The following is a 25,691-nucleotide window of genomic DNA, read 5'->3' as shown; positions in this document are numbered from 1 at the left end:
GTTGGCACCCGCGGCCGGAATGGATATTGAAGACCCATGTTTTTCTGGCTCCTCGCAGCACTCCTGACGCTTGCCGCGTCGCTTGCGGTGATGAAGCCTTTCCTACGCAAGGCCGACAAGGATGCGGCCGCAGGCGAGCATGATATCGCCGTCTATCGCGATCAGCTGCGCGAGTTGGACGAGGAGGTCCGCCGCGGCCTCATCTCCGAATCCGACGCCGCCGAGGCGCGCGCGGAGATCGGCCGGAAAATCCTGCGGCTGACTAAGGCGCAAGAAAAAAGCGGCGCAGCGCCCCAGCACGCGAAGCTGGCGGGCGCGATCGCCATGGCCGCCGTTCTCGCCGTGCCGGTGGTCAGCTGGGGCCTTTACGCGATGCTCGGCTCACCGGGCCTGCCGACCCTGCCGCTCCAAGCCCGGCTGCAGCAGGACCCCTCCGGCGCCTCGCTCGACGAGCTGATCGCGCGCACGGAAGCCCATCTGGCCGATAATCCCGAGGACGCACGCGGCTGGGAAGTGCTGGCGCCGGTCTATGCGCGGCTCGGACGCTATGGTGATGCGATCGCCGCCTACCGCCGTACCATCGCCCTCGCGGGCGCTACGGCCGACAGGGAGGCGGGACTTGGCGAGGCGATGGTAGGGCAGAGCGGGGGCGTGGTGACCGCCGATGCGGAAGCGGCGTTCCGGCGCGCCATGGATCTGGACAAGGCCAATTCCCGCGCGCGCTTTTACACCGCGATGGCGCGGGCGCAGGAAGGCAGACACGAGGAGGCGCGCGCGATCTGGCAGGAGATGTCGGAGAGCCTTCCCGACGATTCCCCCTGGAAAGGCGTCGCCGGCCAGGCGCTTGCGAATCTGGCGGCAGCGCAGCAGCAAAGAGCCGGAGCCGGTGCGGCCGGGCCATCGCAGGAAGATATCGCTGCCGCCGGGAACATGGAGCCCGAGGCGCGCCAGGAGATGATAGAAGGCATGGTTGCCAGCCTCGATGCAAAACTGCGCGACAACCCGGCCGATCCGGAAGGCTGGCGCAGGCTGCTGCGCTCCTATGTGGTCCTGGGCAGGAGGGGCGAGGCTGCCGATGCCCTGGGGCGAGCGCTCGCGGCGCTGGGCGCCGAAAGCGCCGAAGGGCAGGCGCTCACCGAGTTTGCCGGCACGCTCGGCATCACGGCGGTGAGGTAGGCCATGACGCGCAAGCAGAAGCGGCTGGCCATCATCGGCACGGGGATGGGCTTTCTCGCCCTGGCGGCGGGCCTGACCTTCTATGCGCTGGGACAGCAGACCTCCTATTTCTACATGCCGGCCGACCTTCTCTCGCAGCATGCCGCGGCGGGCGAGCGCATCCGTCTCGGCGGCCTCGTCCAGCCCGGTTCCATCAAGCGCGGCGAGGGGACCCGCGTCCGCTTCGTGGTCGCGGACAGCGAAAACGAGGTCGAGGTGGTCTATCAAGGCATCCTGCCGGACCTCTTCCGCGAGGAGCAGGGGGTGGTCACCGAAGGAACGCTGGGATCGGACGGGGTATTCGTGGCGGACACGGTGCTCGCAAAGCACGACGAGACCTATATGCCGCGCGAGGTGGCCGAAAGGCTGAAGGAGGAGGGTGTGTGGCAGGAGCAGTGAGGGAGCGGATGTGAGCGTCGAACTCGGCCATTTCGCCCTGGTGCTGGCGCTCGCGCTGGCGCTGGTGCAGTCCGCTGCGCCGCTCATGGGCGCGCGCATCGGGAGCCTTCCCCTGATGCGTGTCGGCGAGCCGGTGGCCATCACCGGCTTTGCCTTGGTCGCGGCCGCCTTCGCGGCGCTCGTGCTCGCCTATGTCCAGTCAGACTTTTCCGTCTTGAATGTCTGGGAGAATTCCCACTCTGCCAAGCCGCTTCTCTTCAAGATCACCGGCGCCTGGGGCAATCACGAAGGCTCGATGCTGCTCTGGGTGCTCATCCTGGCGCTGTTCGGCGCGCTGGTCGCCGCCTTCGGCCGCAACCTGCCGCCGACGCTCAAGGCCAATGTGCTGGCCGTGCAGGGGCTCATCGCCAGCGCCTTTCTCCTTTTCATCCTCTTCACGTCCAATCCGTTCAACCGCCTGCAGCCCGCGCCGATCGAGGGGCGCGACCTCAACCCGATCCTGCAGGATATCGGCCTCGCCATCCACCCGCCGCTGCTCTACCTCGGCTATGTCGGCTTCTCCATCTCCTTCTCCTTTGCCGTTGCGGCCCTGATCGAAGGGCGCATCGATGCGGCGTGGGCGCGCTGGGTGCGGCCTTGGACGCTCGCAGCCTGGGCATTTCTCACCGGCGGCATCGCCATGGGTTCCTACTGGGCCTATTACGAGCTCGGCTGGGGCGGCTTCTGGTTTTGGGACCCGGTGGAGAACGCCTCCTTCCTGCCCTGGCTCTCCGGCACGGCGCTGCTCCACTCGGCCATCGTGATGGAGAAGCGGTCGGCGCTGAAGATCTGGACGGTGCTGCTCGCCATACTCACCTTCTCGCTTTCGCTGCTCGGCACCTTTCTGGTGCGCTCGGGCGTGCTCACCTCCGTCCACACATTCGCCAGCGATCCGACCCGCGGCGTCTTCATCCTGGCGATCCTCGTCTTCTTCATCGGCGGGGCGCTTGCGCTCTTCGCGGTGCGCGCGGCCGCGCTTGCGCCCGGCGGGCTGTTCCACCCGATTTCGCGGGAAGGCGCACTCGTCCTCAACAACCTGCTCCTGACCACCGCGGCAGCGACGGTCCTGGTGGGCACGCTCTATCCGCTGCTCATCGAGGCGCTCACGGGGGAAAAGATCTCCGTCGGCGCGCCCTTCTTCAACCTCACTTTCGTCCCGCTCTTCCTGCCCTTGCTGGTGGCCGTCCCGTTCGGGCCGCTGCTTGCCTGGAAGCGCGGCGACCTTCTGGCGGCTGCGCAGCGGCTGCAGATCGCCTTTGCTGCGGCGGCGCTGAGCGGGATCGTCAGCTATTTTCTCATGGACCGCGCCTCGGCTTTCGCGGCCCTCGGGCTTGCGCTCGGTCTGTGGCTCATCTTCGGCGCGCTGACGGATCTTTGTTTGAAGATCGGCATCGGCAAGGTCCCGCCCTCTGTCGCCCTCGGCAGGCTTGCCGGCCTTCCGCTGTCCATGTTCGGCACCGCGCTGGCACATGCTGGCCTCGGCCTGACGGCGCTCGGCGTCGTCGCCGTGACGACGCTGGAAGCCGAAAGCATCCTGACCATGCGGCCGGGCCAGGTCGCCGAGATCGGCGGTTATTCGCTGACTTTCGAGAATCTTCGGCCCTTCACCGGCCCCAACTACACCGAGGACCGCGCTGTGTTCGCCGTGACAGGCGAAGGCGGGGCATCTCTGGGCGAGATCGTCTCGTCCAAGCGGTTTTACGCCGCGCGGGGCATGCCCACCACCGAAGCAGGGATCAGGACGTTCGGGCTGAGCCAGCTCTATGTCTCGATCGGCGACGAGACGGCGAGCGGCCTCGTCGTGCGCATCTGGTGGAAGCCGCTGGTCACCCTCATCTGGCTGGGCGCACTGGTCATGATGGTCGGCGGGGCGGTTTCGCTGTTCGACCGCAGGCTGCGCGTCGGTGTTCCGGCAAGGCGCAAGCTGGCGGTGGCGGCCGCGGGCGAGGGGGCATGAAGAGGGCTGGGGCAGGACTGGCTGCCGTCGGCCTCCTCCTGGCCCTCTGCGGCCCTGCCGTCGCCGTTCAGCCGGATGAGATGCTCGCCGATCCCGCCCTCGAGGCGCGGGCGCGGGACCTGTCCGCCGAGCTGCGGTGCATGGTCTGCCAGAACCAGTCCATCGACGATTCCGACGCGGAGCTTGCGCGCGACCTGCGCGTCCTGGTGCGCGAACGCATCGAGGCCGGCGACAGCGACGCGGAGGTGCTGGACTATGTCGTTTCCCGCTACGGGGAGTTCGTGCTGCTGAAGCCACGCTTCAGTCCGCGCAACGCGGTGCTCTGGGCGACTCCGGCCCTCTTCCTTCTGGGCGGAGGCATTCTCGCCTTTCTCGCCTTCCGCAGGCGCGGCGGCAAAGCCACAGCCGGACTTTCGGCGGAAGAGGAAGCGGCGCTACGCAAGGTGCTGGAGCGGAACGAATAGGCTCCGAGCCGGCACTGACAACATTACGAAAGTTTCATGCCGCGGAAATGGCATCGTAAGGTGCCCGGTCCTATCTGATGCACAGCGGAGCTGCAAGGCTCGATAGGATTTGCCAGCCAAGAGGAGCTGATATCGCCATGAATGCAGGCAACAAGGTAACTTCAAAGACACGCACCCGGCTCGCTGCCGCCGTGGCGTCGGTGGCGATCGCGGGCGCGATCGGCTTCGGCGCCGTCAGCACCGGAACGGTTCCGGTCTTTGCCGAACCCGTCAAGCTCGAGCGGCCGGTCCAGGCGCCGAGCTTTGCCGATGTGGTGCAGGCGGTCACGCCCGCCGTGGTCAGCGTGCGCGTGAGCGGCGATGCGCCAGCGGCGGGCACGGTGGCGACGCCTTTCTTTGACATGCCGGGCTTCGAGAATCTGCCTGAGAACCACCCGCTGCGGCGCTTCTTCGACGAGTTCCAGGGGCCCCGGAGCGGGGCTCCGCGCGGTGAGCGCGCGCCCCAGCGCCCGCGGCCGATCTCTCAGGGCTCCGGCTTCTTCATCTCCGACGACGGCTATCTCGTCACCAACAATCACGTGGTCGAGGGCGGCAGCGAGTACACGGTCGTGCTTGATGACGGCACCGAACTCAAGGCCGATCTGGTCGGCAAGGACCCGCGCACCGACCTTGCCGTGCTGAAGGTCGATGCCGACCGCGAGTTCACCTATGTGAGCTTCGGCAGCGACGACAGCGTGCGCGTCGGCGACTGGGTGGTGGCTGTTGGCAACCCCTTCGGCCTCGGCGGCACGGTGACCGCGGGCATCGTCTCGGCGCGCGGGCGCTATATCGGCGCGGGCACCTATGACGACTTCCTGCAGATCGACGCCGCGGTCAACCAGGGCAATTCGGGCGGCCCGACCTTCAACCTAGCCGGCGAGGTGGTCGGCGTGAACACCGCCATCTTCTCTCCTTCCGGCGGCAATGTCGGCATCGCCTTCGCGATCCCCGCCTCCCTGGCGAAGACCGTTGTGGAGGACCTCATCGACGACGGCACGGTGGAGCGCGGCTATATCGGCGTGCAGATCCAGGAGGTGACCCCGGAGATCGCCGAGTCCCTCGGTCTGAAGGATCAGAAGGGCGCCCTCATCGTCGAGCCCCAGGAAGGCCAGCCCGCCGCAGAGGCCGGCATTCAGGCCGGCGACGTCGTGATCGCGCTCGACGGCAAGCCGGTCGCCTCGCCGCGCGAGCTTGCGCGCATCGTCGCGGAGCAGGACATCGGCAAGAACATCAACGTGACGGTGTGGCGCGACGGCAAGTCCCAGGAGATCACCGTCAAGGTGGCCGAGATGCCCGACACGGACCAGGTGGCTTCCGCCGCGCCCGAGAGGCGAAGCGATGGGCAGGCCGAGACCACGAGCTTCGGCATGACCGTCACCCCGTCCGATGACGGCAACGGGCTTGTCGTCACCAATGTCGAGCCTGGCAGCGCGGCGGAGGACAATGGCATCATGCCCGGCGACGTCATCCGCGCCGTCAACTCCAGGCCGGTGAAGTCGGCCGAGGATCTGTCGGCAGCGGTGGAGGCTGCGGGCGAGGCGGGCCGCGGCGCGGTTCTCCTGCAGGTCGTCCGCGACGACGCGAACCGCTTCGTCGCTCTGCCGATCGGCTGAGCCGCGGGCGCGGACCCACGGACGCTTTCCGGCGGCGGTGGCGGGGCGAACCCGCCGCCGCTTTCACATGGGCGGCCGGGATGCGCGGCAGTTAGTGTATAGTCGGGCGCCATGAAGATTCTGATCATAGAAGACGATCGCGAGGCGGCGAGCTTTCTCAAGAAAGCCTTTTCCGAGGCCGGGCATACGGCCGATCTCGCCGCCGACGGAGACGCCGGTTTCGCGCTCGCCGACAACGGGAACTACGACGTATTCGTGATCGACCGCATGCTGCCGCGCCGCGACGGCCTGTCGGTGATTGCCGGCCTCCGGGCCAAGGGGAACACCACGCCGGCGCTGATCCTCTCCGCGCTGGGCGAAGTGGACGACCGCGTGACGGGCCTTCGCGCCGGCGGCGATGACTACCTGACCAAGCCCTACGCGTTTTCGGAGCTTCTCGCGCGTGTCGAGGTGCTGAAGCGCCGCGCCGGCGCGCGCGACGTGGAGACGGTCTACAGGGTGGGCGACCTTGAGCTCGACCGTCTTTCGCACACCGTGCGGCGCGGCGGCCAGGAGATCACGCTTCAGCCGCGCGAATTCCGCCTTCTCGAATATCTGATGCGCCATGCCGGGCAGGTGGTCACGCGCACCATGCTTCTGGAAAATGTCTGGGACTATCACTTCGACCCTCAGACCAATGTGATCGACGTGCACATCTCGCGCCTGCGGGGGAAGATCGAGAAGGGTTTCGAAAAACCCATCCTCCATACAGTGCGCGGCGCGGGCTATATGCTCCGGGCCGACTGAATGGCCGCTCTCCCGGCCATCATGAAGACGACGGCCGCGCGGCTTTCCGCGCTTTATCTGGTATTGTTTGCCGCCTGCGCGGTCGTGCTGGTGATCTATGTCAGCTCGCTCTCCGCCCGCATGCTGACGGCGCAGACCCAGGACGCCATCGTCGAGGAGGTCTCCGACCTGGCGCGGGCCTATCAGCGCGCCGGCCTGCCCGGCCTCGTGCGCCTGGTGGAGATCAGGGCGCGCCAGCCGGGCGCCAACCTCTATCTCATCGCCGATCCGAACGGCCTCATCCTGTCGGGAAATGTGGAGAGCATCCAGCCCGGCGCCCTCGACGAGCCGGGGTGGACCGAGCGCCCCTTCTTCTACCGCCGCTACGGCGAACGCGGCGCCATGCGCAGCGACAGCGATCACACGGCGGTGGCGCAGGTGATCCGCCTGCCCAACCAGATGATCCTGCTCGTCGGCCGCGATCTCGGCGAGCCGGAGCAGTTTCGCCGGGTCATCCGGCGTGCGCTCGCCGCCGCCCTGGGCATGATGGGGCTCGGCGCGCTTCTGATCTGGTTCTTTGTCGGCCGCCACGCGTTGCGGCGCATCGACAGCGTTTCGGAGGCAAGCCGTCAGATCATGGGAGGCGACCTGTCGCGCCGGCTTCCCGTCACCGGAGCCGGCGACGAATTCGACCGGCTTTCGGAAAACCTCAACGCAATGCTCGACCGCATCGCCGCGCTGAATGAGGGGCTGAAGCAGGTCTCCGCCAACATAGCCCATGATCTGAAGACGCCGCTGACGCGCCTGCGCAACCGCGCCGAAGCGGCCCTGAACGGCAATGCGGGGCCGGCCGCGGCCCGCGAGGCGCTGGAGCAGACCATCGCCGAGTCCGACCAGCTCATCCGCACCTTCAACGCCATCCTGATGATCTCGCGGCTCGAGGCCGGCTATTCGGCCGAGAGCACGGCGCAGGTCGATCTCGCCGCCATCGTCGCCGATGTGGTGGAGCTCTATGAGCCGGTGGCGGAGCAGATGGGAGTGGACCTGCGCGCCCAAGCGACCGAGACCGTGCAGGTGGAGGGAAATCGCGAGCTCATTGGCCAGGCCCTGTCGAATATCGTCGACAACGCCATGAAATATTCGGCCGGCTTCGGCGATAAGCCTTCCGTCGTGGTCTTCCTGCGCTGGGAGGCTCAGGCGGTGCGGCTCGGCGTGCGCGACAACGGGCCGGGAATACCGGAAGAAGACCGGGAACGCGCGACCGAGCGCTTCGTGCGGCTCGAAGCAAGCCGCAGCCAGCCGGGCTCCGGCTTGGGTTTAAGCCTCGCCAAGGCCGTGATGACATTCCACGGCGGACGGCTGGAACTTTCCGGGGAGGGCGGCGGTCTCACGGTTGCGATGGTCTTCCCCACGGGCAAGAATGGGTGATGGCGAGCAGTATGGCTAATGGCAGAAGAGACCACGGACGGCGCGCCGCCGCTCGAAACCTCGTTGGCTGCCATGGCCGATGACCAACCGCTGAATGGCGCGGACGGCGCCGCCTGGTTCGGCATGCCCATGCGCAAGCTCGTTCCCCTCGACGCGGCCCATGCGAGGGAGGAACTGGCCTCGCTCGGCAAAGTCGCGGGAGAGCGGGACTGCCCGCAGCTGGCCGCGCTCCTTTCGGAAGGCGGGCCGCTGGCGGACTTCCTCGGCGCCGTGTTCGATCTTTCGCCTTATCTGCGCGATTGCGCCCGGCGCGCGCCGCAAAACCTTGAAGCGCTTTTCGGCGAAGGGCTGCAGGCGCGGCTCGACCGGCTGAACAGCGAGATCGGCGCGGCGGGACTGGCGGAGGGTGCCAGCGAGGCAAGCGTCATGAAGGCGCTGCGCCGGCTGAAGCGCGAGGCACATTTCCTGATCGCCCTCGGCAGTCTGGCTGGAGAGGCGAATGCTGCCAGGACCGTCTCGCGGCTCAGCTTCCTTGCCGAGGCCTGCATACGCTCGGCGGCCGATTTTCTCCTGCGCGACGCTGACCGCCAGGGCAAGCTGCGCCTGCCCGATGCATCGGAACCCGCGAAGGGGAGCGGATGGATCCTGCTTGCCATGGGCAAGCTCGGCGCGCGCGAGCTCAACTATTCCTCCGACATAGACCTCATCGTCCTCATCGATCCCGCCGCGCCGGCTATCGTCGAGCCGCTGGAGGCGGTCGATCTCTTCGTGCGGCTTACGCGGCGGCTTGTGCGCATCCTGCAGGACCGCACGGAGGACGGCTATGTCTTCCGCACCGACCTGCGGCTGAGGCCGGACCCCGGCTCGACGCCGCTGGCGCTGCCAGTGGAGGCGGCCCTCAACTACTATGAGGGCCGTGGCCAGAACTGGGAACGCGCGGCCATGATCAAGGCCCGGCCCATCGCCGGGGACCTTGAGGCAGGGACGCGGTTCCTGGGCGAACTGCAGCCCTATGTCTGGCGCAAATATCTCGACTATGCGGCGATTGCCGACGTGCATTCGATCAAGCGCCAGATCCACGCCCATAAGGGCCATGGCGAGATCGCTGTTCTCGGCCACAATGTGAAGCTTGGGCGCGGCGGCATCCGCGAGATCGAGTTCTTCGTGCAGACGCAGCAGCTTATCGCCGGCGGCCGCTTTCCGGAACTGCGCGGCCGCGAGACCGCCGCGATGCTGGAAAAACTCGCCGAGCGCGGCTGGATCACCGCCGAGGCGGGGGAGGAGCTGACCGCACAGTACTGGTTCCTGCGCGAGGTCGAGAACGCCGTCCAGATGGTGGCGGACGAGCAGACGCATCTTCTGCCCGAAAGCGCGGAGGACCTGGAGCGGATCGCCCGCCTGCTCGGCTACCCCGGCGGCGAGGCCTTCGCCGGCGCCTTCCGCCAGGCGCTGCACACGGTCGAGCGCCACTATGCAGCGCTGTTCGAGACGGCGCCGCAGCTTTCGCGCGGTGTGGGCAATCTGGTCTTCACGGGCGATGTGGACGATCCGGGCACCTTGAACACGCTCTCCGAACTCGGCTTCGAGCGTCCGAGCGATATCTGCCGGGTCATCCGCGGCTGGCATTTCGGGCGTTACCGCGTGACCCAGTCGGCCGAGGCGCGGGAGCGGCTGACGGAGCTTGCTCCGGCACTGCTCGAAACCTTCGGGCGCACCCAGCGCGCGGACGAGGCGCTGCTGCGCTTTGATGAGTTCCTTTCTGGCCTGCCGAGCGGCATTCAGCTCTTCTCGCTCCTGCAGTCCAATCCGCGGCTCCTCAACCTGCTTGCCACCATCATGGGGACCGCGCCTCGGCTTGCCGCGATCATCACGCGCCGGCCGCACGTCTTCGACGGCCTGCTCGATCCTGCGCTTCTGTCGGAGCTGCCCAACCGGGCCTATCTTTCCGAGCGGCTGGAGACGTTCCTTTCCGGCGCGCGCGCCTTCGAGGACCAGCTGGATCGCCTGCGCATATTCGCTGCCGAGCAGAAATTCCTGATCGGCATCAGGCTGCTCACCGGCAGCATTGATGCCAGCCGCGCCGGCAAGGCGTTCTCCGACCTTGCCGACCTCACGATCGGCGCAGCTTTCGAGGCGGTCCAGGAGGAATTTGCCCGCTCCCACGGGCGGGTGACGGGCGGCCACGCAGCGATCCTCGGCATGGGCAAGCTCGGCAGCCGCGAGCTGACGGCGGGCTCCGACGTGGATTTGATCCTGCTCTACGACCATGCGCCGGACGCGGAGGAATCGGATGGCGGGAAGCCGCTCGCTCCGTCGCATTATTACGCCCGGCTCACCCAGCGACTGATCGCCGCCGTCTCCGCACCCACGGCCGAGGGCGTGCTCTACGAGCTGGACCTGCGGCTGCGGCCCTCCGGCAACAAGGGGCCGGTGGCGACCCACATCGATTCCTTCCGCAAGTATCAGCGGACCGAAGCCTGGACCTGGGAGCACATGGCGCTGACGCGCGCGCGGCCGGTGGCCGGTGACGCTTCCCTAGCCGAGGAGGCCAGGGAGGAGGTGCAGGCGATCATCTCCATGCCGCGCGACAGGGCCAAGCTGGGACGCGACGCGGTGGAGATGCGCGATCTCCTCGAACAGGAGAAGCCGGCAAGGGACATCTGGGACCTGAAGCTGGTCAAGGGCGGCATCATCGATCTGGAATTCATCGCCCAGGTCGCCTCGCTCTCCGGCCAGTGCCTCGCCGATCCCCGCCCGACCGGGACAGGGGAGATCCTGGCCGCGCTTGCGCCCGACTTTGCCGACGCGCAGATGCGCGAGGAGCTGGTGGAGGCGCACCGCCTCTATATGATGCTGACGCAGATCGTGCGCCTGTGCCTCACCGGCCCGCTCGACCCACAGGACGTGCCGCCTGGCCTTGCCGACATTCTCCTGCGCAGTGTCGATCTGCCCGATCTTACCGTCCTGGAGGCACATCTTGCCGATACCGCCAGACGGGTGAGGGGGCATTTCGACCGCCTGCTGCGGAAGGGCTGACGGCGCCCTGCAACCAGCTGGAATTGGGCAAGGATGGAACGGGGCCGTTATGCCGCCGCTTTCGCCTGGGGGCGTAGCGGCAGCCGCACGCAGACGGCGGTGCCGACGCCCTCCGCCGAGCGGATGCGCAACGCGCCGCCGTGAAGCTCCGCAAGGGAGCGCGAGATGGCCAGCCCCAACCCCGAGCCGTTGTGGCTGCGCGAATACTGGTTCTCCACCTGCTCGAACGGACGCCCGAGCTTGCGCAGCGCCTCGCGCGGGATGCCGCAGCCCGTATCGACGATGGTCAGCATCAGCGAGCCGGCGACCCTGCGCGCGCGCAGCGTGACCTTCCCGCCCTGCCCGGTGAATTTCACGGCGTTGAAGAGCAGGTTGATGAGGATCTGCTTCACGGCCCGGCGGTCGGCGAAGAGAGCGACCGAGTCGGGAATGTCGGTGGTAAGCTCGATCGCCTTCTTGCTGGCCTGCAGGGTCACCACGCGCATCGTCTCGCGGATGAGCGGGGAGAGGTCGATCATCTCGCGGTGGATGGAGAACTGGCCGGCCTCGATCTTCGACATGTCCAGGATGTCGTTGATCACGCCGAGCAGATAGGTGCCGCTGGCGTAGATGTCGCTCACATATTCCTTGTAGCGTTCGCTGCCGAGCGGCCCGAACAGTCCCTGCTGCATCAGCTCGGAGAAGCCGATGATGGCGTTGAGCGGCGTTCTGAGCTCATGCGACATGTTGGCCAGGAATTCGGACTTGGCCCTGTTGGCGGCCTCCGCCCGCTCCGTCTCGCGCATATATTTGCGGTTGAGCTCGACGAGCTCCTGGCCGCGCTCCTGCTCGGCGCGCCGGGCGACGGAGAGGTCGTGGATCGTGGCCATCAGGCGCCGCTCGCTGTCCACCAGCTTCTCCTGGTGCTGCTTGAGCTGCGTGATATCCGTGCCGACGGAGACCGTGCCGCCGTCGCGCGTCTTCAGTTCAGTCACCTGGAGCCAGCGTCCGTCCGCGAGCTGCCGCTCATAGGTGATGCCGTCGCTCGGGTCGGTGGAGCCGGGCAGCCGCCGCTCGAAACGCACAGGATTCATCCGCGCCTCGATATCCTTCCGGGAGAGGCCGCGCACCACCTCGCTGGGGTCGAGCCCCGTGTCCTTCAGATAGCGCGAATTGCACATCACCAGCCGCTCTGAGGCGTCCCATAGGACGAAGGACTCGGTGATATTCTCGATCGCCGTGCGCAGCCGCTGGTCGGCCACCTCCGACTGCTGGACGAGTGTGCGCTGCTCCGTCACATCGACGGCGATGCCGATCAGGTGGATCTCCGACGCATCCGGATCCACGACCTGCGCCCTGGCGCGCACCCACACCCATTGCCCGTCCGCATGGCGCATGCGGAAGATCTGGTCGATATGGCCGATCTCGCGCGCCACGATTCCGTTGGCGACGGCGAAAAGGTCGCCGTCATCGGGGTGGATGAGGCTCGCCACGTCGCCGAAGGAAAGCATCACGTCGGCGGCCTCGTAGCCCAGCATCTCGTACATGGAAGCGGACCAGTACATCTTGCCGCGCGCCATGTCCCAGTCCCACAACCCGCATTTGCCGCGCACCAGGGCAAGGTCGATGCGCTGATGCGCCTCGAGATAGATGCGGTCGGCGGCCTGTGCCCGCGCCGCCTGGCTGAAATAAGCATAGAGGATCGCCATCAGCACGCCGGCGGTGAGCGCGAAGAGCGTCACATTGAGCGAGACCGTGCTGCGCCACTCGGCGAAGACAAGGTCATGCTTTGCAAGGGCGACAGCCGCCCCGCGCCCGTCCGGAAGCAGGCTCACGGACGCGAACCACGTGGCCCCGCCGATCTGGACGCTCAGCACCCCGGCCCGTTCGCCGAACATGAAGAGCGGCTGGCCGCCCCAGGCGCTTGCCTCCAGAGACCGTCCCCGCAACTCCTCTCCCCTCGGTGTGGTGGCGGTCACGACAAATTTTGCATCCGTGAGCGCCAGCACCCATTCCCGCTCCTCTCCCGTCATTCGGGCGGCCTGGTCGATCAGCGCTTCGGCCGTGTGCGGGTCGGGCGTCCCTTCCGGCACGGCGAGCAGCACCGACTGTTCAAGGCTGTGCGCGGCAAGGCCGAGAAGCCGCTTCGTGTCGCGTTCGATATCGTCGCGCCAGTCGAGCAGTGTCAGGAGCCGCGCCGCGGCGACGACGAGCAGGAAGATGACGATGAGCACCGGGATGGCGCGGCGCAGATAGGGCTCGACCGCGAGCAGACGCTCATAGGCCGGTGCGGCAATGATCTTCGCATTGCCCGCGACCTCTGTCCCGAATGTCCTCGGCTTGCCGCGCCTGGAAAACAGGGCGGCAGGCATTGCCCACGCGAACGCGCTCGCCATCCGGCGGTCCCCTCTCTCTTTTACGCTTGACCGATCCGCGAACGCGCACCTGCGAATCGTCCATAAGGAATCAAAGCCGATTCGCCTTGTCTAGGGGCCGCCGCGAAAATTGATTCGCGCGAAGCGGCGAAGATGCCCCCGCTAGGCCAGCGTACGCTCGACGATGTCGCGCAGATCGCGCGAAAGCCGGGGCTGCCTGGCGATATTGGCCAGCGCCGCACGGGCATGTTCCTGCCGCTTCTTCTCCAGCGAGCGCCAGGAGCGGAAAGCGACGGCAAGCCTTGCCGCGACCTGCGGATTGTGCCCCTCGATGCGCAGGATCGTCTCGGCCAGGAAGCGGTAGCCTTCCCCGTCCGCCCGGTGGAAACCGGTCTGGTTGCTGCTGCCGAACCCGCCGATCAGCGAGCGGACGCGGTTGGGATTGGTGAGCGAGAAGGCCGGGTGCGCCATCAGCCGCCGCACGAGCTCGACCGTTGCCTCGCCCGGAATGGTCGCCTGTATGGCGAACCACTTGTCGAGCACCAGCGGGTTGTCCCGATATCGGTCCTCGAATGCGGCAAGCGCCTTTTGCGCCGCCGTGGTGCCGGGAAACTGGTGCGCGAGGACGGTCAGCGCCGCGGCGCGCTCGGTCATGTTGCTCGCCTCGTCGAATTGCCGCGACGCGCGCTTCGGATCGTCCGATCCTGCCGAAAGATATTCGAGCAGCACGTTGCGCAGCGCCCGCCGACCGGCGCTTTCCGCGTCGGGGCTGAACGGGCCGTCGTCCTTCAGCTGGTCGTACACCTTTGCGAAGGTGGCCTCGGCTTCCGCCGCAATCGCCCTGCGCAGCGCCTCGCGCGCCACGGCGACGGCGTCGGGATCGATATTGCTGCCGATCTCGCGCGCGATGTCCGCCTCGGCCGGCAAGGCCAGAGCCAGGGCGCGGTATGCGGCTTCCAGGTTGTCGTTGGCGGCGATCTCCGCCGGGTAGCTCAGCAGCGCCGCATCGAAGCTCGGCTTCCTGCCGCCGCGGATGCGCGTCGCAGCCTCGATGAGCGCCTCCGTGAAGAGCGTATTCAGCGCCTGCCAGCGGGAGAAGAGGTCGCTGTCCTGCCGGGCTAGGAAGAGCCGGTCCCTCGGGCGCATCTCCAGCGACAGCGTGATGGGGGCGGAGAAGCCACGATTAAGCGAGATCACCGGCCGCGCGCTCACGCCCTTGAACTTGACGACGTGCCGCCGCTTGCGCAGGTGGATCACGCCGTTCTCGACCGTCGCGCCTTCGACGCTGTCATAGTCCATGTCCTGGCCGTTCGGTCCGACGAGGCCGAAGGCGAGGGGGATATGCATCAGCCGCTTGCGCGACTCGGACGGCGTCGGCGGAACGGACTGCTCGATTTCAAGCGTGTATTCCTTCGCCCGCGCATCGTAGGCCGTCGAGACCGTCACGTTGGGTGTGCCCGCCTGGTGGTACCAGAGGGAAAATTGCGTCAAGTCCCGGCCCGAGGCCTCCTCGAAGCATCGCAGGAAATCCTCGATGGTGACCGCCTGCCCGTCGTGGCGCTTGAAGTAGAGGTCCATGCCGGCGCGGAAATCCGCCTCGCCCAGGATCGTGCGGATCATCCGCACCACCTCGGATCCCTTCTCGTAGACGGTCGCCGTGTAGAAATTGTTGATCTCGCGGTAGCGGCGCGGGCGGACCGGATGGGCGAGCGGCCCCTGGTCCTCGGGGAACTGGTGTGCCTTGAGGGTGCGCACCTCGGCGATGCGCTTCACCGCGCGCGAGCGCTGGTCGGCGGAGAATTCGTGGTCGCGGTAGACGGTGAGCCCTTCCTTCAGGCAGAGCTGGAACCAGTCGCGGCAAGTGATTCTGTTGCCTGTCCAATTGTGGAAATACTCATGCGCGATGATCGCCTCGATATTGGCGTAGTCGGCATCCGTCGCGGTCTCGGGGTCGGCCAGGACATATTTATCGTTGAAGACGTTGAGGCCCTTGTTCTCCATCGCCCCCATGTTGAAATCGGAGACGGCCACGATGTTGAACACGTCGAGGTCGTATTCGCAGCCGAAGCGCTCCTCGTCCCAGCGCATGGAGCGCTTCAGCGCGTCCATCGCATAGGCGGCGAGCGGCTCCTTGCCGTGCTCGACATAGATGCCGAGCTTCACCTTGCGCCCCGACGCGGTGACAAAGCTGTCATGCACCGCGCCGAGGTCCCCGGCCACCAGCGCGAAGAGGTAGGACGGTTTTGGGAACGGATCGTGCCAGACGGCATAGTGCCGGCCGTCCGAAAGCCCCCCTTGCTCCACCGGGTTGCCGTTGGAAAGAAGGAGCGGCGCTTGCTTCCTGTCCGCCTCGATGCGCACCCGGTAGACCGAAAGCACGTCCGGCCGGTCGAGGTAGTAGGTGATGCGCCGAAAGCCTTCCGCCTCGCATTGCGTGCAGTAGACGCCGCTCGAGAGATAGAGCCCCATCAGGGCTTTGTTCGAGACGGGGGCGATATTCGTCACGATGGTCAGCTCGAAGCGGCGGCTGCGCGGCGGGTTGCGGATCGTCAGGCTGTCGGGCGAAACCGCATAGCTGTCGGCGGCGGGCGCCTTGCCGTCGATCAGCAGCTCCTGCAGCGACAGCCCGTCGCCGTCGAGCGAAAGCGGCGCGTCCGCGGCCACACCTTCCCGCCGCTCCACCGTGAGCTTTGCCGTGACGACCGTCTTCTCCGGGTCGAGCCGGAAAAGGAGATCCACTTCGGGGATGAGGTAATCGCTCGGGCGGTAGTCTTCGAGGCGGAACACCTGGCCGGTATCGGTTCGCATGCTGCTTCTCCTGACGGGCCGGCGCGGCTTGGCCCAAGTTTTTCGACGCTGGGTCTTTACACGATGCAGTCCGTCGACAAAACTGTTCCCACCGCCAAGCTTCCATATTCCACTCACCCGCTGGGAAACTCGTCATGACGGTTCTGACACCGAAATTCGGCATGGGCGCATCCGTGCTGCGCAAGGAAGATGAGAGCCTGATCACGGGGAAGGGCCGCTACACGGATGACATCACGCCGCCCGGCACGCTGCATGGTTTCGTACTGCGCTCGCCGGTGGCCAAGGCCCGCTTCTCCGTCGGCTCGCTCGAGGCGGCGCGCGCTGCGCCGGGCGTACACCTGATCCTGACGGCCGCCGACACCGCCCATCTGGCCGACCTGAAGACCGAAGCCTCGCCGAAGCAGCCGGACGGCACGACGCCGCCGACCCGCGACATACCGATCCTCTGCCGCGACGAGGTCCGCTATGTCGGCGATGCGGTGGCCTTCATCGTCGCCGAGACGCGCACCGCGGCGCAGGACGCCGCCGAGCTGATCGAGGTCGAATACGAGAGCGAGGAGCCGGCGGTGGCGACCGCCACCGCGCTGGACGAGGGTGTGCCGCTGGTCTGGCCCGAGCTCGGCACCAACCAGGCCTTCCTCTACCATCTGGGAGACAAGGCCAGGACCGATGCGGCCTTCGCCGAAGCCGACCGCGTGGTGAAGATCTCCTTCGTCAACAATCGCCTCGTCGCCAACTACATGGAAACCCGTTCGGCCATCGCCGAATGGCGCCCCGACGAGGACCGCTTTGTGCTGACCACGGGCACCCAGGGCGTCCATTCGATGCAGAGGATCCTGGCCGGCGTGTTCGGCATGCCGCCGAGCAAGCTGCGCGTGCTGACCTATGATGTCGGCGGCGGCTTCGGCACCAAGGCTTTCGTCTACCGCGAGTATGCGCTGGTGATGGAAGCCTCGAAGCGGCTTGGCAGGCCGGTCAAATGGACCAGCGACCGCAACGAGCATTTCCTCACCGACAGCCAGGGCCGCGACAATTACGTGACCGCCGAGATGGCGCTCGACGGCAGCGGCAAGTTCCTCGGCCTGCGCATCGAGCTGCTGGCCAATATGGGCGCCTATCTGCATCAGTTCGGGCCTTATATCCCGATCGGCGGCGCATCCATGGCGACCGGCGTCTACGACATCCAGGCGCTGGATATGACCGTGAAGGGCGTCTACACCAACACCTGCCCGGTCGATGCCTATCGCGGGGCGGGGCGGCCGGAGGCGGCCTTCCTGATCGAGAAGCTGGTGGATGCCTGCGCGCGCGAGCTCGGCCTTCCCTACGAGGAGATGCGCCGTCGCAACTTCATCAAGCCGGAGCAGTTCCCCTATAAAACGCCGGGCGGGCGGGTCTATGACATCTGCGAACTCGACGGCCACATGACGCTTGCCATGGAGCGCGCCGGCTGGGCCTCCTTCGAGGCGCGGCTGGAGGAGGCGAAGAGCCGTGGCCGCATCCGCGGCATCGGCATGGCCACCTATGTCGAGGCCTGCGCCTTTCCGGGCTCCGAGCCTGCCTATCTGACGCTCAACGGCGACGGCACGGTCACGCTTGCCATCGGCACCCAGTCAAACGGCCAGGGCCACGCGACGGCTTATGCCCAATTCGTGGCGGAGAAGCTCAATCTGGACGTGGCGAAGATCCATGTGCACCAGGGCGACACGGACGTGCTCGCGAGCGGCGGCGGCACCGGCGGCTCCCGCTCCATTCCGATCGGTGCCGTCTCGGCCGCGCGCGCCGGCGAGGACCTCGCCGAGAAGATCAAGAAGATCGCCGCCGACGAGATGGAAGCCTCGCCCGCCGATATCGAACTTGCCGAGGGAGTAGCGCGGATCGTCGGCACCGACCGGGCGATGGACTTCGCCACGATCGCCAAGGCCGCGCAGAACCCCGCCGATCTCAAGGGCTTCGGTGATTTCGAGCAGCCGGAGCCGACCTTCCCCAACGGCACCCATATCTGCGAGGTGGAGATCGATCCCGCCACCGGCAAGACCGACATCGTCGCCTATACGGTGGTCGACGATTTCGGCGCGACGGCCAATCCGATCCTGCTCGAGGGGCAGGTGCATGGCGGCATTGCCCAGGGCGCGGGGCAGGCCCTGACGGAGGACACGATCTATTCGGAGGACGGCCAGCTGGTGACCGCGACCTTCATGGACTATTCCATGCCGCGCGCGGACATTCTGCCGCTCATCCAATTCGAGACGCGCAACGTGCCCTCCAGCACCAACGCCTTCGGCATGAAGGGCGCGGGCGAGGCGGGCACCGTAGGCTCCACCCCGGCCGTGCTCAACGCGGTGACGGATGCGCTCTACCGCGCCTATGGCATCAAGCATATCGAGATGCCGACGACGCCGGCGCGCGTCTGGCAGGCCATCGCCGAGGCGCAAGGGGCGCGGTGACGCTGCAGGGGAGCAGCGCTCCGGCGAGCGGCGGGTTCTTGCCGGCCGCTCCCCGCCTCCTCCCGCAATCCTGATCAGGTGGGTGCCATGGCCGTTGCGGCGACGGAGATCGATATCGAGCCGAAGCCTCTGGTCGGCATCGCCCTGAAAATCGTGTCGGTCGCGATTTTCGTGATCATGTCGGCGCTGATCAAGGCCGCCGGCATGGTGCCGGCCGGCCAGATCGTCTTCTTCCGCTCCTTCTTCGCCATTTTCCCCATCCTCGTGATGCTTGTCTGGCAGCGGGAGCTCGCGACTGCGTTCAGGACCCGCCATCCGGTCGGCCATGTGATGCGCGGGCTCGTGGGGGTTGCCTCCATGGGACTCGGCTTCTTCGGGCTCACGCGCCTGCCGCTTCCCGACGCCGTCACGCTCAACTACGCGCAGCCGCTGCTGGTCGTGGTCTTCTCGGCTATCTTCATGGGCGAGATCGTGCGCATCTACCGCTGGAGCGCGGTGGTCATCGGCTTTGCGGGCGTGGTGATCATCGCCTGGCCGAACCTCACTCTCCTTGCCGGAAACGGCGCGGAGCTCGGCGCCGAGCAGGCGCTGGGCGTCATCGCCACCCTGCTTGGAGCAGCGGCCTCGGCCGTTGCCATGTTGCTCGTGCGCCGGCTCGTCTTGACGGAAAAGACTTCCACCATCGTGCTGTGGTTCTCCGTCACGGCCACGGTCGTTTCGCTCCTGACCATCCCCTTCGGCTGGGCATGGCTGACGGCCTGGCAATTCCTCGCGCTCGCCGCCGCCGGCATATGCGGGGGCATCGCCCAGGTGCTGATGACCCAGTGCTACCGGCATGCGGAACTGTCCACCATCGCCCCCTTCGAATACACCTCGATGCTGCTGGCGATCATGGTCGGCTATTTCGCCTTCGGCGACATACCGACGCTCTACACCCTGGTGGGCGGGCTGATCGTGGTGGGGGCGGGGCTTTTTATCATCTGGCGCGAGAGGCAGCTTGGCTTAAAGCGCGTCGCGGCACGCCGCTTCGTGCGGCCGGGGCAGGGGTAGGTGGGTAGGTGGGTAGGGGAAGAAAACTGGAGGAATGTCGGGTTGTCTAGATAATTCGACAACATTGGCAGAGGCGGCACCTTGGTTGTGCCGCCCGACTATTCCCCTATTCCCCTTAAAAACCTCGCCGTCGCCTCGTCGGCGGGGAAGAAGCTTTCGATCGCGATCTCCGACAGCGTCACGTCGAGCGGGGCGCCGAAGATGGTCGTCGTGGTGATGAAGGCAAGCTCGGCATCGCCGAGCTTCAGCCTGAGCGGCACGGCGATCATACTGGTCGGGCTCGGCCGCGGCTTGGGTCCTCGGCCCGCGGGATAAGCGGCAAGCTCCTTTTCGAGCGCTTCGAGCGCGGGATCGGCCACCCGGTCGTTCAGCTGGCGCAGCCTTTCCAGCACATGCGCGCGCCACTCCTCCAGATTGAGAATGCGCGGCGCAAGTCCCTTCGGATGCAGGCTGAGCCGCAGCGCGTTGACCGGCGGGGCGAGCAGGGAGGGGTCCTCGATGCCTTCCAGCAAGGGCGCGATGGCGCTGTTCGCCGCCAGCATCGTCCAGTGCCGGTCGATGGCGATGGCCGGGTTGGGAGCGTGCCCGTCGAGCACGAGGCGCACGGCCTCCATCGCCGGTCTCAGCGCCGGGTCCTCGAGCGGGCGCTCGGGAAATGAGGGCGCATAGCCGGCGGCAAGGAGAAGCCGGTTGCGCTGCCTGAGCGGCACTTCCAGATTGTCCGCCAGCTTCAGCACCATGTCGCGGGAGGGAAGCGCCCGCCCGCTCTCCACAAAGCTCAGATGCCGCTGCGAGATGCCCGCCTCCAGCGCGAGGTCGAGCTGGCTGAGGCGGCGGCGCTGCCGCCATTCGCGCAGCAGGTCGCCGACGCGGTGCTCCACTGCAGGTTTTTCGATCGTGTCTTGCATGAGGCCAAACTAGCCGAGCCAGCGGCAAAAGACGATTACCTCCCGCGTAGTCGCCAGAGCCCGGCAAGCAGGTCATGGTGCCGATGACCTGGCCGACAGCGCAAAGCGCGGCCAGGGATCACAACCCGGTCAAGGAGCTGGAACAATGACACTCACCGTTTCTCCCTTTCTGCGCAAGGCACTGCTGGCGGACGCATTTGTAAGTGGCGCAGCCGCCGCCCTCATGATCGGCGGAGCAGGCTTGCTCGGCCCGCTTCTCCAACTGCCCGCCGGTCTCCTGTTCTGGGCGGGGGTAGCGCTGGTGCCTTTCGTGGCGCTCGTCTTTGCGACGGCGCGCCGCGATTCCGCGCCGCGGCTGCTCGTCTTCGATATCGCATTGATCAATGTGGTCTGGGTCATGGCGAGCTTCGCCATTATGCTTGCCGGCATGGTCACGCCCAACCTGCTCGGCGTGCTCTTCATCACCGCCCAGGCGTTGACGGTGGCCCTGTTCGCTGCACTGCAATTCGCGGCGCTGCGGACCGCCCCGGTAGCGGCCTGATGGCCAGGAAGAGACCGGCCGGCCGTTGAGCCGGCCGGTTCCCGATTTAGGCGCTGAGTTCCCGAAGCCTCACCTTGACGGCGAGAAGATCGCGCCAGGCGAGTTTCTTGTGCGCCGGATTGCGCAGGAGATAGGCTGGATGCAGCGTCGGCATGGTCGGGATCTCTTGCCCGTCTTGGGTCTTGTGGACCGACCACGTGCCGCGCAGCCGCATGATCCCGGTCTGCGTGTTGAGCAGCAGCTTGGTCGACGGATTGCCGAGGGTGACCAGGATCTTCGGCGCCGCAAGCTCGATATGGCGCTCGATGAAGGGCCGGCAGATTTCCGTTTCGAGCGGCGAGGGGTCGCGGTTGCCGGGCGGGCGCCAGGGAATGACATTGGCGATGTAGGCCGTCGTGCGGTCGCGGCCGATCGCGGCCAGCATTCGGTCGAGCAGCTGGCCTGAGCGGCCGACGAAGGGAAGCCCCTGCAGATCCTCCTCGCGCCCCGGCGCCTCGCCGACCAGCATGAGGTCGGCCTCTGGATTGCCGTCGGCGAAGACCAGGTTCTTCGCCGTGAACCTGAGATTGCAGCCGTCGAACTCGGCGAGGATCGCCTTCAGTTCGTCGAGCGTCCGCGCCTGGCGGGCGATCTCGCGAGCGCGGGCGGCCTGCGCCTCGTCGGGAATGGCGGCGGCGGGCGGCATCGGCACGGGGGCGGGCCTTGCGGCGATCGGCGGCGCGCCGGTCGAGGAGCCGGGCTTCGCAGCTCTCTCCTCGGCCATGACGGGTGCCGCGTCCCGCACGGCAGGCCTTGCGCTCTCCTCGGCGAAGCGGTTGATCGGCTCCTCCGCAAGAGCCTCGTCTACGCCGGCATCGGCGTAGAAGGTGAGAAGTTCGCGGAGACGAATGGGATCGAGCGGAGCCTCGGGCATGATACCCTTATCTCCCCGCCCGTGCGGACAATGCAAGGGCGAAGCAGCCCCTCTCCTAGGAGAAGGGGATGCGCGGGTCCTGCACCAGATAGAATTTGTAGCTGGGTGTGAGGTCGGTGATCAGCATCGCGAAGGTCGCCGTCTCCTTGGGATCGACTTTCCCGTCGGTGAAGAGCAGCCGGTCATAGGGCTCGAAATTGCGGTCGTACGAGGCGAACGTGTCGGCCGAGACGGTTCCGGCCTCCCCATAGACCTGGTCGAAGGAGAGCCCGTCGCCATAGGTGCTGGGCTCCCCCAGATGCGCCTGGAGCTCGTGTGAGAATTCGACCCAGGCCAGCCCGCTCGCATTGAGTGTCTCAAGCCTCAGATGGAGGGCCATGCCGGCCCTGACGGTCTCCGCCGCCGGCGGAAGCGGGCCGTCGGCGCGGATGACGAGGATGACGGCGCTGGCCGAATGGAGCTCCTGCGTCAGCACGATGGGGTCGCCCTTCGTGCCCGTCCCGGCAACGCCGAGGATGCGGAAGCCGCCGAGCTCGTCCGAGAAGGAATAGCCGCCGGCGAGCCAGCGGCCGTCATCCGCCGGCCCCGCGCCAACGAGAAGCGGCCCGGCGAGAAGAGCAAGAAGGCGAGCAGCACGCGCCATGGCGGTCCTTCCGCATGCCGGCGTGGCCCAGTTCGAGCGCCGCGGGCACATTGGCAGCCTACGCCCGAATCCGCCCGCCGCGAAGCCCCTGCTGCGACAAAAGACAGCAGGAGCTCGCGGCCATGCCTGGATGCGGGACTGTTCATGTCCTGCCGCTATGCGTTATAGCCGCAAGAGGGCCGGCGGCATCAGCGGAGGGATTGGATGAGCGAGCGCGAAAGCATGGAGTTCGACGTCGTGATCGTCGGCGCGGGGCCGGCGGGGCTTGCGGCATCGATCAGGCTGAAGCAGCTCAATCCGGAGCTTTCCGTGGTGGTGCTGGAAAAGGGCGGCGAGGTGGGCGCGCATATCCTGTCCGGCGCCGTGGTCGACCCCATCGGCATCGACCGGCTCCTGCCCGAATGGCGCAGTGAGGATGGCCACCCCTTCACGACACCCGTCACCCATGACCATTTCCTCGTCCTCGGACCCGCGGGCTCGCTCAGGCTCCCCAATCTCTTGATGCCGCCGCTGATGAGCAATCACGGCAACTACATCGTCTCGCTCGGCAATGTCTGCAAATGGCTTGCCGCCAAGGCCGAGGCGCTGGGCGTGGAGATCTATCCAGGCTTCGCCGCCGCCGACGTGATCTACAATGACGCGAATGCCGTAATCGGCGTCGTTACCGGCGATATGGGCGTAGAGCGGGACGGCTCCCACGGGCCCGCCTACCAGCCGGGCATGGCGCTGCTCGGCAAATATGTGCTGATCGGGGAGGGCGCGCGCGGCTCGCTCGCCAAGCAGCTCATCGCACGATACGCGCTGGCCGACGGCCGCGAGCCGCAGAAGTTCGGCATCGGCCTCAAGGAACTCTGGGAGGTGCGGCCGGAGAGGCACCGGCGAGGGCTCGTGCAGCACAGCTTCGGCTGGCCGCTCGACCGCAGCACCGGCGGCGGCTCCTTCCTCTACCATTTTGGCGACAATCTCGTTTCCGTCGGCTTCGTCGTCCACCTCAACTACAAGAACCCGTATCTCGCGCCTTTCGAAGAGTTCCAGCGCTTCAAGACGCATCCGGCGATCCGCGACACGTTCGAGGGGGGCAAGCGCATTTCCTACGGCGCCCGGGCGATCACCGAGGGCGGCTGGCAGTCGGTGCCGCGCACCAGCTTTCCGGGCGGCCTGCTCATCGGCTGCTCGGCCGGGCTGGTCAATGTCCCGCGCATCAAGGGCTCGCACAATGCCGTCCTGTCGGGGATGCTGGCCGCCGAGCATGTCGCCGAGGCGATCGCCGCCGGCCGCGCCCATGACGAGCTGTCCTCCTATGAGGAGGCCTGGCGCGGCTCCGATATCGGCCACGACCTGAGGAAGGTGCGCAACGTGAAGCCGCTCTGGTCGCGCTTCGGCACGATCCTCGGCGTCGGCATCGGCGGCATCGATATGTGGTTCAACAGCCTTTTCGGTTTCTCGCCGCTCGGCACGCTGAAACACGGCAAACCCGACCACGAGTCGCTGGATCCGGCCGCCAAACACGCGCCGATCGACTATCCGAAGCCGGACGGCGTGCTCACTTTCGACCGGCTCTCCTCCGTGTTCCTGTCCAACACCAACCACGAGGAGAACCAGCCAGTACACCTGCGGGTGCGCGACATGGAACTGCAGAAGGCGTCGGAATACGGCGTCTATGCCGGCCCGTCGACGCGCTACTGCCCGGCCGGCGTCTATGAATGGGTAGACGCGGAGGGCAATTCCCTCGCCGGCGGCCCAGGCGCGGCGCAGAAGGGCGGCGCAGCGCCGAGAACCGCCGATGCCCGCTTCGTCATCAACGCGCAGAACTGCGTGCACTGCAAGACCTGTGACATCAAGGATCCGAACCAGAACATCAACTGGGTTCCGCCGCAGGGCGGCGAGGGACCGGTCTATCAGAATATGTGAGGGAGTAGGGGAGTAGGGGAATAAGGGAATAAGGGAATGAGGCGATACGGATCGTACCTGCCCCACCGTTAATTGTCTAACTGTCTAGACAACCCGGCGACGTCCATTTTCTTCCCCTACTCCCCTACTCCCCTACTCCCCTACTCCCCTACTCCCCTAAACTCGCCTGCAGCGCCTCGGGCGTTGCCGGCTTCGGCCGCAGGCTGAATTCGAGCAGCACCGGCAGGTGGTCGGAGCCGACGGTTTCGAGCCGCTTCGTGGCGAGCGGTTCGACGAGCCCTTTGACGAAGATGTTGTCGATCGGCAGGCCCGCGATGCGCCGCAGCCAGTGGGGTAGCGGCAGCTTGAGCCAGGTCGGCCCGATATTGCGCAGCATCCAGAATCCGCCCGCCTCGGCGAGCCGCTGAGCGGTATTGCTCCACGGCGCGGCGTTGAAGTCGCCGGCAAGGACCGCCGTCGAGCCGAGCCGCTCCAGCACGGGGGTCACGCTGCCGATTTGCCAGGCCTGTTCGAAAGGCCACGGCCAGGCGAGGTGCAGCGCCACTATATCCACCGCCGTTCCGGAAAAATTGATCGTGGCGACCGCGAGAGAGCCGCGGTCGTGGCAATTGGCCCGCGACGAGTGCAGGAAGGGCCGCCGCGACAGGATGGCCACGCCGCCCGTGCGCGCCCGGTGCGGGCAGATGAGGCGATAGGGATAGGCCTGTCCGGTGAAAGCCAACTGGTCCACCCACATCCCGGAGACCTCGTTGAGCGTCACGACGTCCGCATCCGAGCGGCCGATCAGCGACAACACTTTCTTCGGCGTCGAATTGTCGTAGCGCAGGTTGAGATGGAGCAGGCGGTAGATCGCCGCGGGACGGGCGGGTTCGGCCGCGTTGCTGTCGAGCCGCAGGCCGGTGGGGTCGAACACGGTGGTCAGCGCCGCCCCCGCCAAGGCGAACGCCAGCAGGCCCTGCGCGCGCCACGGCCGGAAGAACAGGAGCGGCAGCGAGGCGAGGGCAAGCAGCACGGCCAGATGCGCCCGGAAATGCGCGAAACTGTCGAAGGCCGGGTGCACGGTTTTCAGGAAACCGAGCACCAAGGGTGCGGAGAGGAGGAGCGCGAGCACCATCGTCACGATGGCGAGCGGCCGCGGACGGCTGGAGCTGGGCATGGCGGCTT

18 protein-coding genes are annotated in these 25,691 nt (G+C 66.8%); 12 read left to right on the top strand and 6 right to left on the bottom strand.

Annotation, left to right across the window (positions count from 1 at the left end):
- Window positions 1–36: 36 nt before the first annotated feature.
- The 8 genes from ccmI to RIN79_RS07855 all read left to right on the top strand — a co-directional run bounded on the left by ccmI (window position 37) and on the right by RIN79_RS07855 (window position 10,955).
- Complete coding sequence (ccmI, locus tag RIN79_RS07890) at window positions 37–1,176, top strand: c-type cytochrome biogenesis protein CcmI (protein WP_309084088.1); 1,140 nt, start codon at window positions 37–39, stop codon at window positions 1,174–1,176.
- Between the two features lie 3 nt (window positions 1,177–1,179).
- Window positions 1,180–1,614, top strand: a complete 435-nt coding sequence (gene ccmE / locus RIN79_RS07885) for a cytochrome c maturation protein CcmE (protein WP_309084087.1) — start codon at window positions 1,180–1,182, stop codon at window positions 1,612–1,614.
- Window positions 1,615–1,624: 10 nt separating this feature from the next.
- A complete protein-coding gene (locus RIN79_RS07880) occupies window positions 1,625–3,610 on the top strand; it encodes a heme lyase CcmF/NrfE family subunit (RefSeq protein WP_309084086.1) in 1,986 nt (661 codons plus the stop codon).
- Window positions 3,607–4,074 (top strand): cytochrome c-type biogenesis protein CcmH, encoded by a 468-nt coding sequence (locus RIN79_RS07875; protein WP_309084085.1) that lies wholly within the window; start codon window positions 3,607–3,609, stop codon window positions 4,072–4,074. The genes RIN79_RS07880 and RIN79_RS07875 overlap by 4 nt, the downstream gene beginning before the upstream one ends.
- Window positions 4,075–4,211: 137 nt before the next feature.
- Window positions 4,212–5,726 carry a Do family serine endopeptidase gene (locus RIN79_RS07870; protein ID WP_309084084.1) on the top strand — a complete coding sequence of 505 codons (1,515 nt, stop codon included), beginning with the start codon at window positions 4,212–4,214 and terminating at the stop codon, window positions 5,724–5,726.
- 111 nt (window positions 5,727–5,837) lie between these two features.
- Window positions 5,838–6,512, top strand: a complete 675-nt coding sequence (locus RIN79_RS07865) for a response regulator transcription factor (RefSeq protein WP_309084083.1) — start codon at window positions 5,838–5,840, stop codon at window positions 6,510–6,512.
- Window positions 6,513–7,919 carry a HAMP domain-containing sensor histidine kinase gene (locus tag RIN79_RS07860; RefSeq protein ID WP_309084082.1) on the top strand — a complete coding sequence of 469 codons (1,407 nt, stop codon included), beginning with the start codon at window positions 6,513–6,515 and terminating at the stop codon, window positions 7,917–7,919.
- Window positions 7,920–7,991: 72 nt separating this feature from the next.
- A complete protein-coding gene (locus RIN79_RS07855) occupies window positions 7,992–10,955 on the top strand; it encodes a bifunctional [glutamine synthetase] adenylyltransferase/[glutamine synthetase]-adenylyl-L-tyrosine phosphorylase (protein ID WP_309084154.1) in 2,964 nt (987 codons plus the stop codon).
- Between the two features lie 47 nt (window positions 10,956–11,002).
- On the opposite strand, the gene RIN79_RS07850 is transcribed toward RIN79_RS07855, so the two are convergent.
- Window positions 11,003–13,330 carry a PAS domain-containing sensor histidine kinase gene (locus tag RIN79_RS07850; RefSeq protein ID WP_375165891.1) on the bottom strand — a complete coding sequence of 776 codons (2,328 nt, stop codon included), beginning with the start codon at window positions 13,328–13,330 and terminating at the stop codon, window positions 11,003–11,005.
- Between the two features lie 141 nt (window positions 13,331–13,471).
- A complete protein-coding gene (pepN, locus tag RIN79_RS07845) occupies window positions 13,472–16,117 on the bottom strand; it encodes an aminopeptidase N (RefSeq protein ID WP_309084081.1) in 2,646 nt (881 codons plus the stop codon).
- A 134-nt stretch (window positions 16,118–16,251) separates the two neighbouring features.
- Between pepN and RIN79_RS07840 the strand changes: the two genes are divergently transcribed.
- Together RIN79_RS07840 and RIN79_RS07835 are read left to right on the top strand one after the other, a co-directional pair.
- Window positions 16,252–18,561, top strand: coding sequence for a xanthine dehydrogenase family protein molybdopterin-binding subunit (locus RIN79_RS07840; protein ID WP_309084080.1), 2,310 nt, complete (start codon window positions 16,252–16,254; stop codon window positions 18,559–18,561).
- An 87-nt stretch (window positions 18,562–18,648) separates the two neighbouring features.
- Window positions 18,649–19,611 (top strand): DMT family transporter, encoded by a 963-nt coding sequence (locus RIN79_RS07835; protein ID WP_309084079.1) that lies wholly within the window; start codon window positions 18,649–18,651, stop codon window positions 19,609–19,611.
- A 98-nt stretch (window positions 19,612–19,709) separates the two neighbouring features.
- On the opposite strand, the gene RIN79_RS07830 is transcribed toward RIN79_RS07835, so the two are convergent.
- Entirely contained in the window at window positions 19,710–20,519 is an 810-nt protein-coding gene (locus RIN79_RS07830; RefSeq protein ID WP_309084078.1) for a helix-turn-helix transcriptional regulator, read from the bottom strand.
- 145 nt (window positions 20,520–20,664) lie between these two features.
- On the opposite strand from RIN79_RS07830, the gene RIN79_RS07825 reads away from it, so the two are divergent.
- On the top strand, window positions 20,665–21,060 hold the full coding sequence (locus RIN79_RS07825) for a hypothetical protein (RefSeq protein WP_309084077.1): 396 nt from the start codon (window positions 20,665–20,667) through the stop codon (window positions 21,058–21,060).
- Window positions 21,061–21,106: 46 nt separating this feature from the next.
- On the opposite strand, the gene RIN79_RS07820 is transcribed toward RIN79_RS07825, so the two are convergent.
- Window positions 21,107–21,973: a uracil-DNA glycosylase gene (locus tag RIN79_RS07820; RefSeq protein ID WP_309084076.1), complete on the bottom strand. Its 867-nt coding sequence runs from the start codon at window positions 21,971–21,973 to the stop codon at window positions 21,107–21,109.
- Window positions 21,974–22,028: 55 nt separating this feature from the next.
- Window positions 22,029–22,616, bottom strand: coding sequence for a hypothetical protein (locus RIN79_RS07815; protein ID WP_309084075.1), 588 nt, complete (start codon window positions 22,614–22,616; stop codon window positions 22,029–22,031).
- Between the two features lie 204 nt (window positions 22,617–22,820).
- Between RIN79_RS07815 and RIN79_RS07810 the strand changes: the two genes are divergently transcribed.
- The gene (locus RIN79_RS07810) at window positions 22,821–24,527 is read left to right on the top strand and encodes an electron transfer flavoprotein-ubiquinone oxidoreductase (RefSeq protein ID WP_309084074.1); all 1,707 of its coding nucleotides are present in this window, start codon (window positions 22,821–22,823) and stop codon (window positions 24,525–24,527) included.
- Window positions 24,528–24,675: 148 nt separating this feature from the next.
- On the opposite strand, the gene RIN79_RS07805 is transcribed toward RIN79_RS07810, so the two are convergent.
- The gene (locus RIN79_RS07805; protein WP_309084152.1) at window positions 24,676–25,641 is read right to left on the bottom strand and encodes an endonuclease/exonuclease/phosphatase family protein; all 966 of its coding nucleotides are present in this window, start codon (window positions 25,639–25,641) and stop codon (window positions 24,676–24,678) included.
- Window positions 25,642–25,691 lie beyond the last annotated feature (50 nt).

Source organism: Chelativorans sp., assembly GCF_031180965.1.
Classification (GTDB): Bacteria; Pseudomonadota; Alphaproteobacteria; order Rhizobiales; family Rhizobiaceae; genus Chelativorans.
The sequence above is the reverse complement of the archived record's forward strand: the minus strand, read 5'-3'. Positions and strand labels throughout refer to the sequence as shown.

Bases quoted from the DNA above. Each gene is read 5' to 3' on its own strand.
- ccmI (WP_309084088.1), top strand. From the start codon at position 37: ATGTTTTTCTGGCTCCTCGCAGCACTCCTGACGCTTGCCGCGTCGCTT.
- ccmE (WP_309084087.1), top strand. From the start codon at position 1,180: ATGACGCGCAAGCAGAAGCGGCTGGCCATCATCGGCACGGGGATGGGC.
- RIN79_RS07875 (WP_309084085.1), top strand. From the start codon at position 3,607: ATGAAGAGGGCTGGGGCAGGACTGGCTGCCGTCGGCCTCCTCCTGGCC.
- RIN79_RS07870 (WP_309084084.1), top strand. From the start codon at position 4,212: ATGAATGCAGGCAACAAGGTAACTTCAAAGACACGCACCCGGCTCGCT.
- RIN79_RS07865 (WP_309084083.1), top strand. From the start codon at position 5,838: ATGAAGATTCTGATCATAGAAGACGATCGCGAGGCGGCGAGCTTTCTC.
- RIN79_RS07860 (WP_309084082.1), top strand. From the start codon at position 6,513: ATGGCCGCTCTCCCGGCCATCATGAAGACGACGGCCGCGCGGCTTTCC.
- RIN79_RS07855 (WP_309084154.1), top strand. From the start codon at position 7,992: ATGGCCGATGACCAACCGCTGAATGGCGCGGACGGCGCCGCCTGGTTC.
- RIN79_RS07850 (WP_375165891.1), bottom strand. From the start codon at position 13,330: ATGGCGAGCGCGTTCGCGTGGGCAATGCCTGCCGCCCTGTTTTCCAGG.
- pepN (WP_309084081.1), bottom strand. From the start codon at position 16,117: ATGCGAACCGATACCGGCCAGGTGTTCCGCCTCGAAGACTACCGCCCG.
- RIN79_RS07840 (WP_309084080.1), top strand. From the start codon at position 16,252: ATGACGGTTCTGACACCGAAATTCGGCATGGGCGCATCCGTGCTGCGC.
- RIN79_RS07835 (WP_309084079.1), top strand. From the start codon at position 18,649: ATGGCCGTTGCGGCGACGGAGATCGATATCGAGCCGAAGCCTCTGGTC.
- RIN79_RS07830 (WP_309084078.1), bottom strand. From the start codon at position 20,519: ATGCAAGACACGATCGAAAAACCTGCAGTGGAGCACCGCGTCGGCGAC.
- RIN79_RS07825 (WP_309084077.1), top strand. From the start codon at position 20,665: ATGACACTCACCGTTTCTCCCTTTCTGCGCAAGGCACTGCTGGCGGAC.
- RIN79_RS07820 (WP_309084076.1), bottom strand. From the start codon at position 21,973: ATGCCCGAGGCTCCGCTCGATCCCATTCGTCTCCGCGAACTTCTCACC.
- RIN79_RS07815 (WP_309084075.1), bottom strand. From the start codon at position 22,616: ATGGCGCGTGCTGCTCGCCTTCTTGCTCTTCTCGCCGGGCCGCTTCTC.
- RIN79_RS07810 (WP_309084074.1), top strand. From the start codon at position 22,821: ATGAGCGAGCGCGAAAGCATGGAGTTCGACGTCGTGATCGTCGGCGCG.
- RIN79_RS07805 (WP_309084152.1), bottom strand. From the start codon at position 25,641: ATGGTGCTCGCGCTCCTCCTCTCCGCACCCTTGGTGCTCGGTTTCCTG.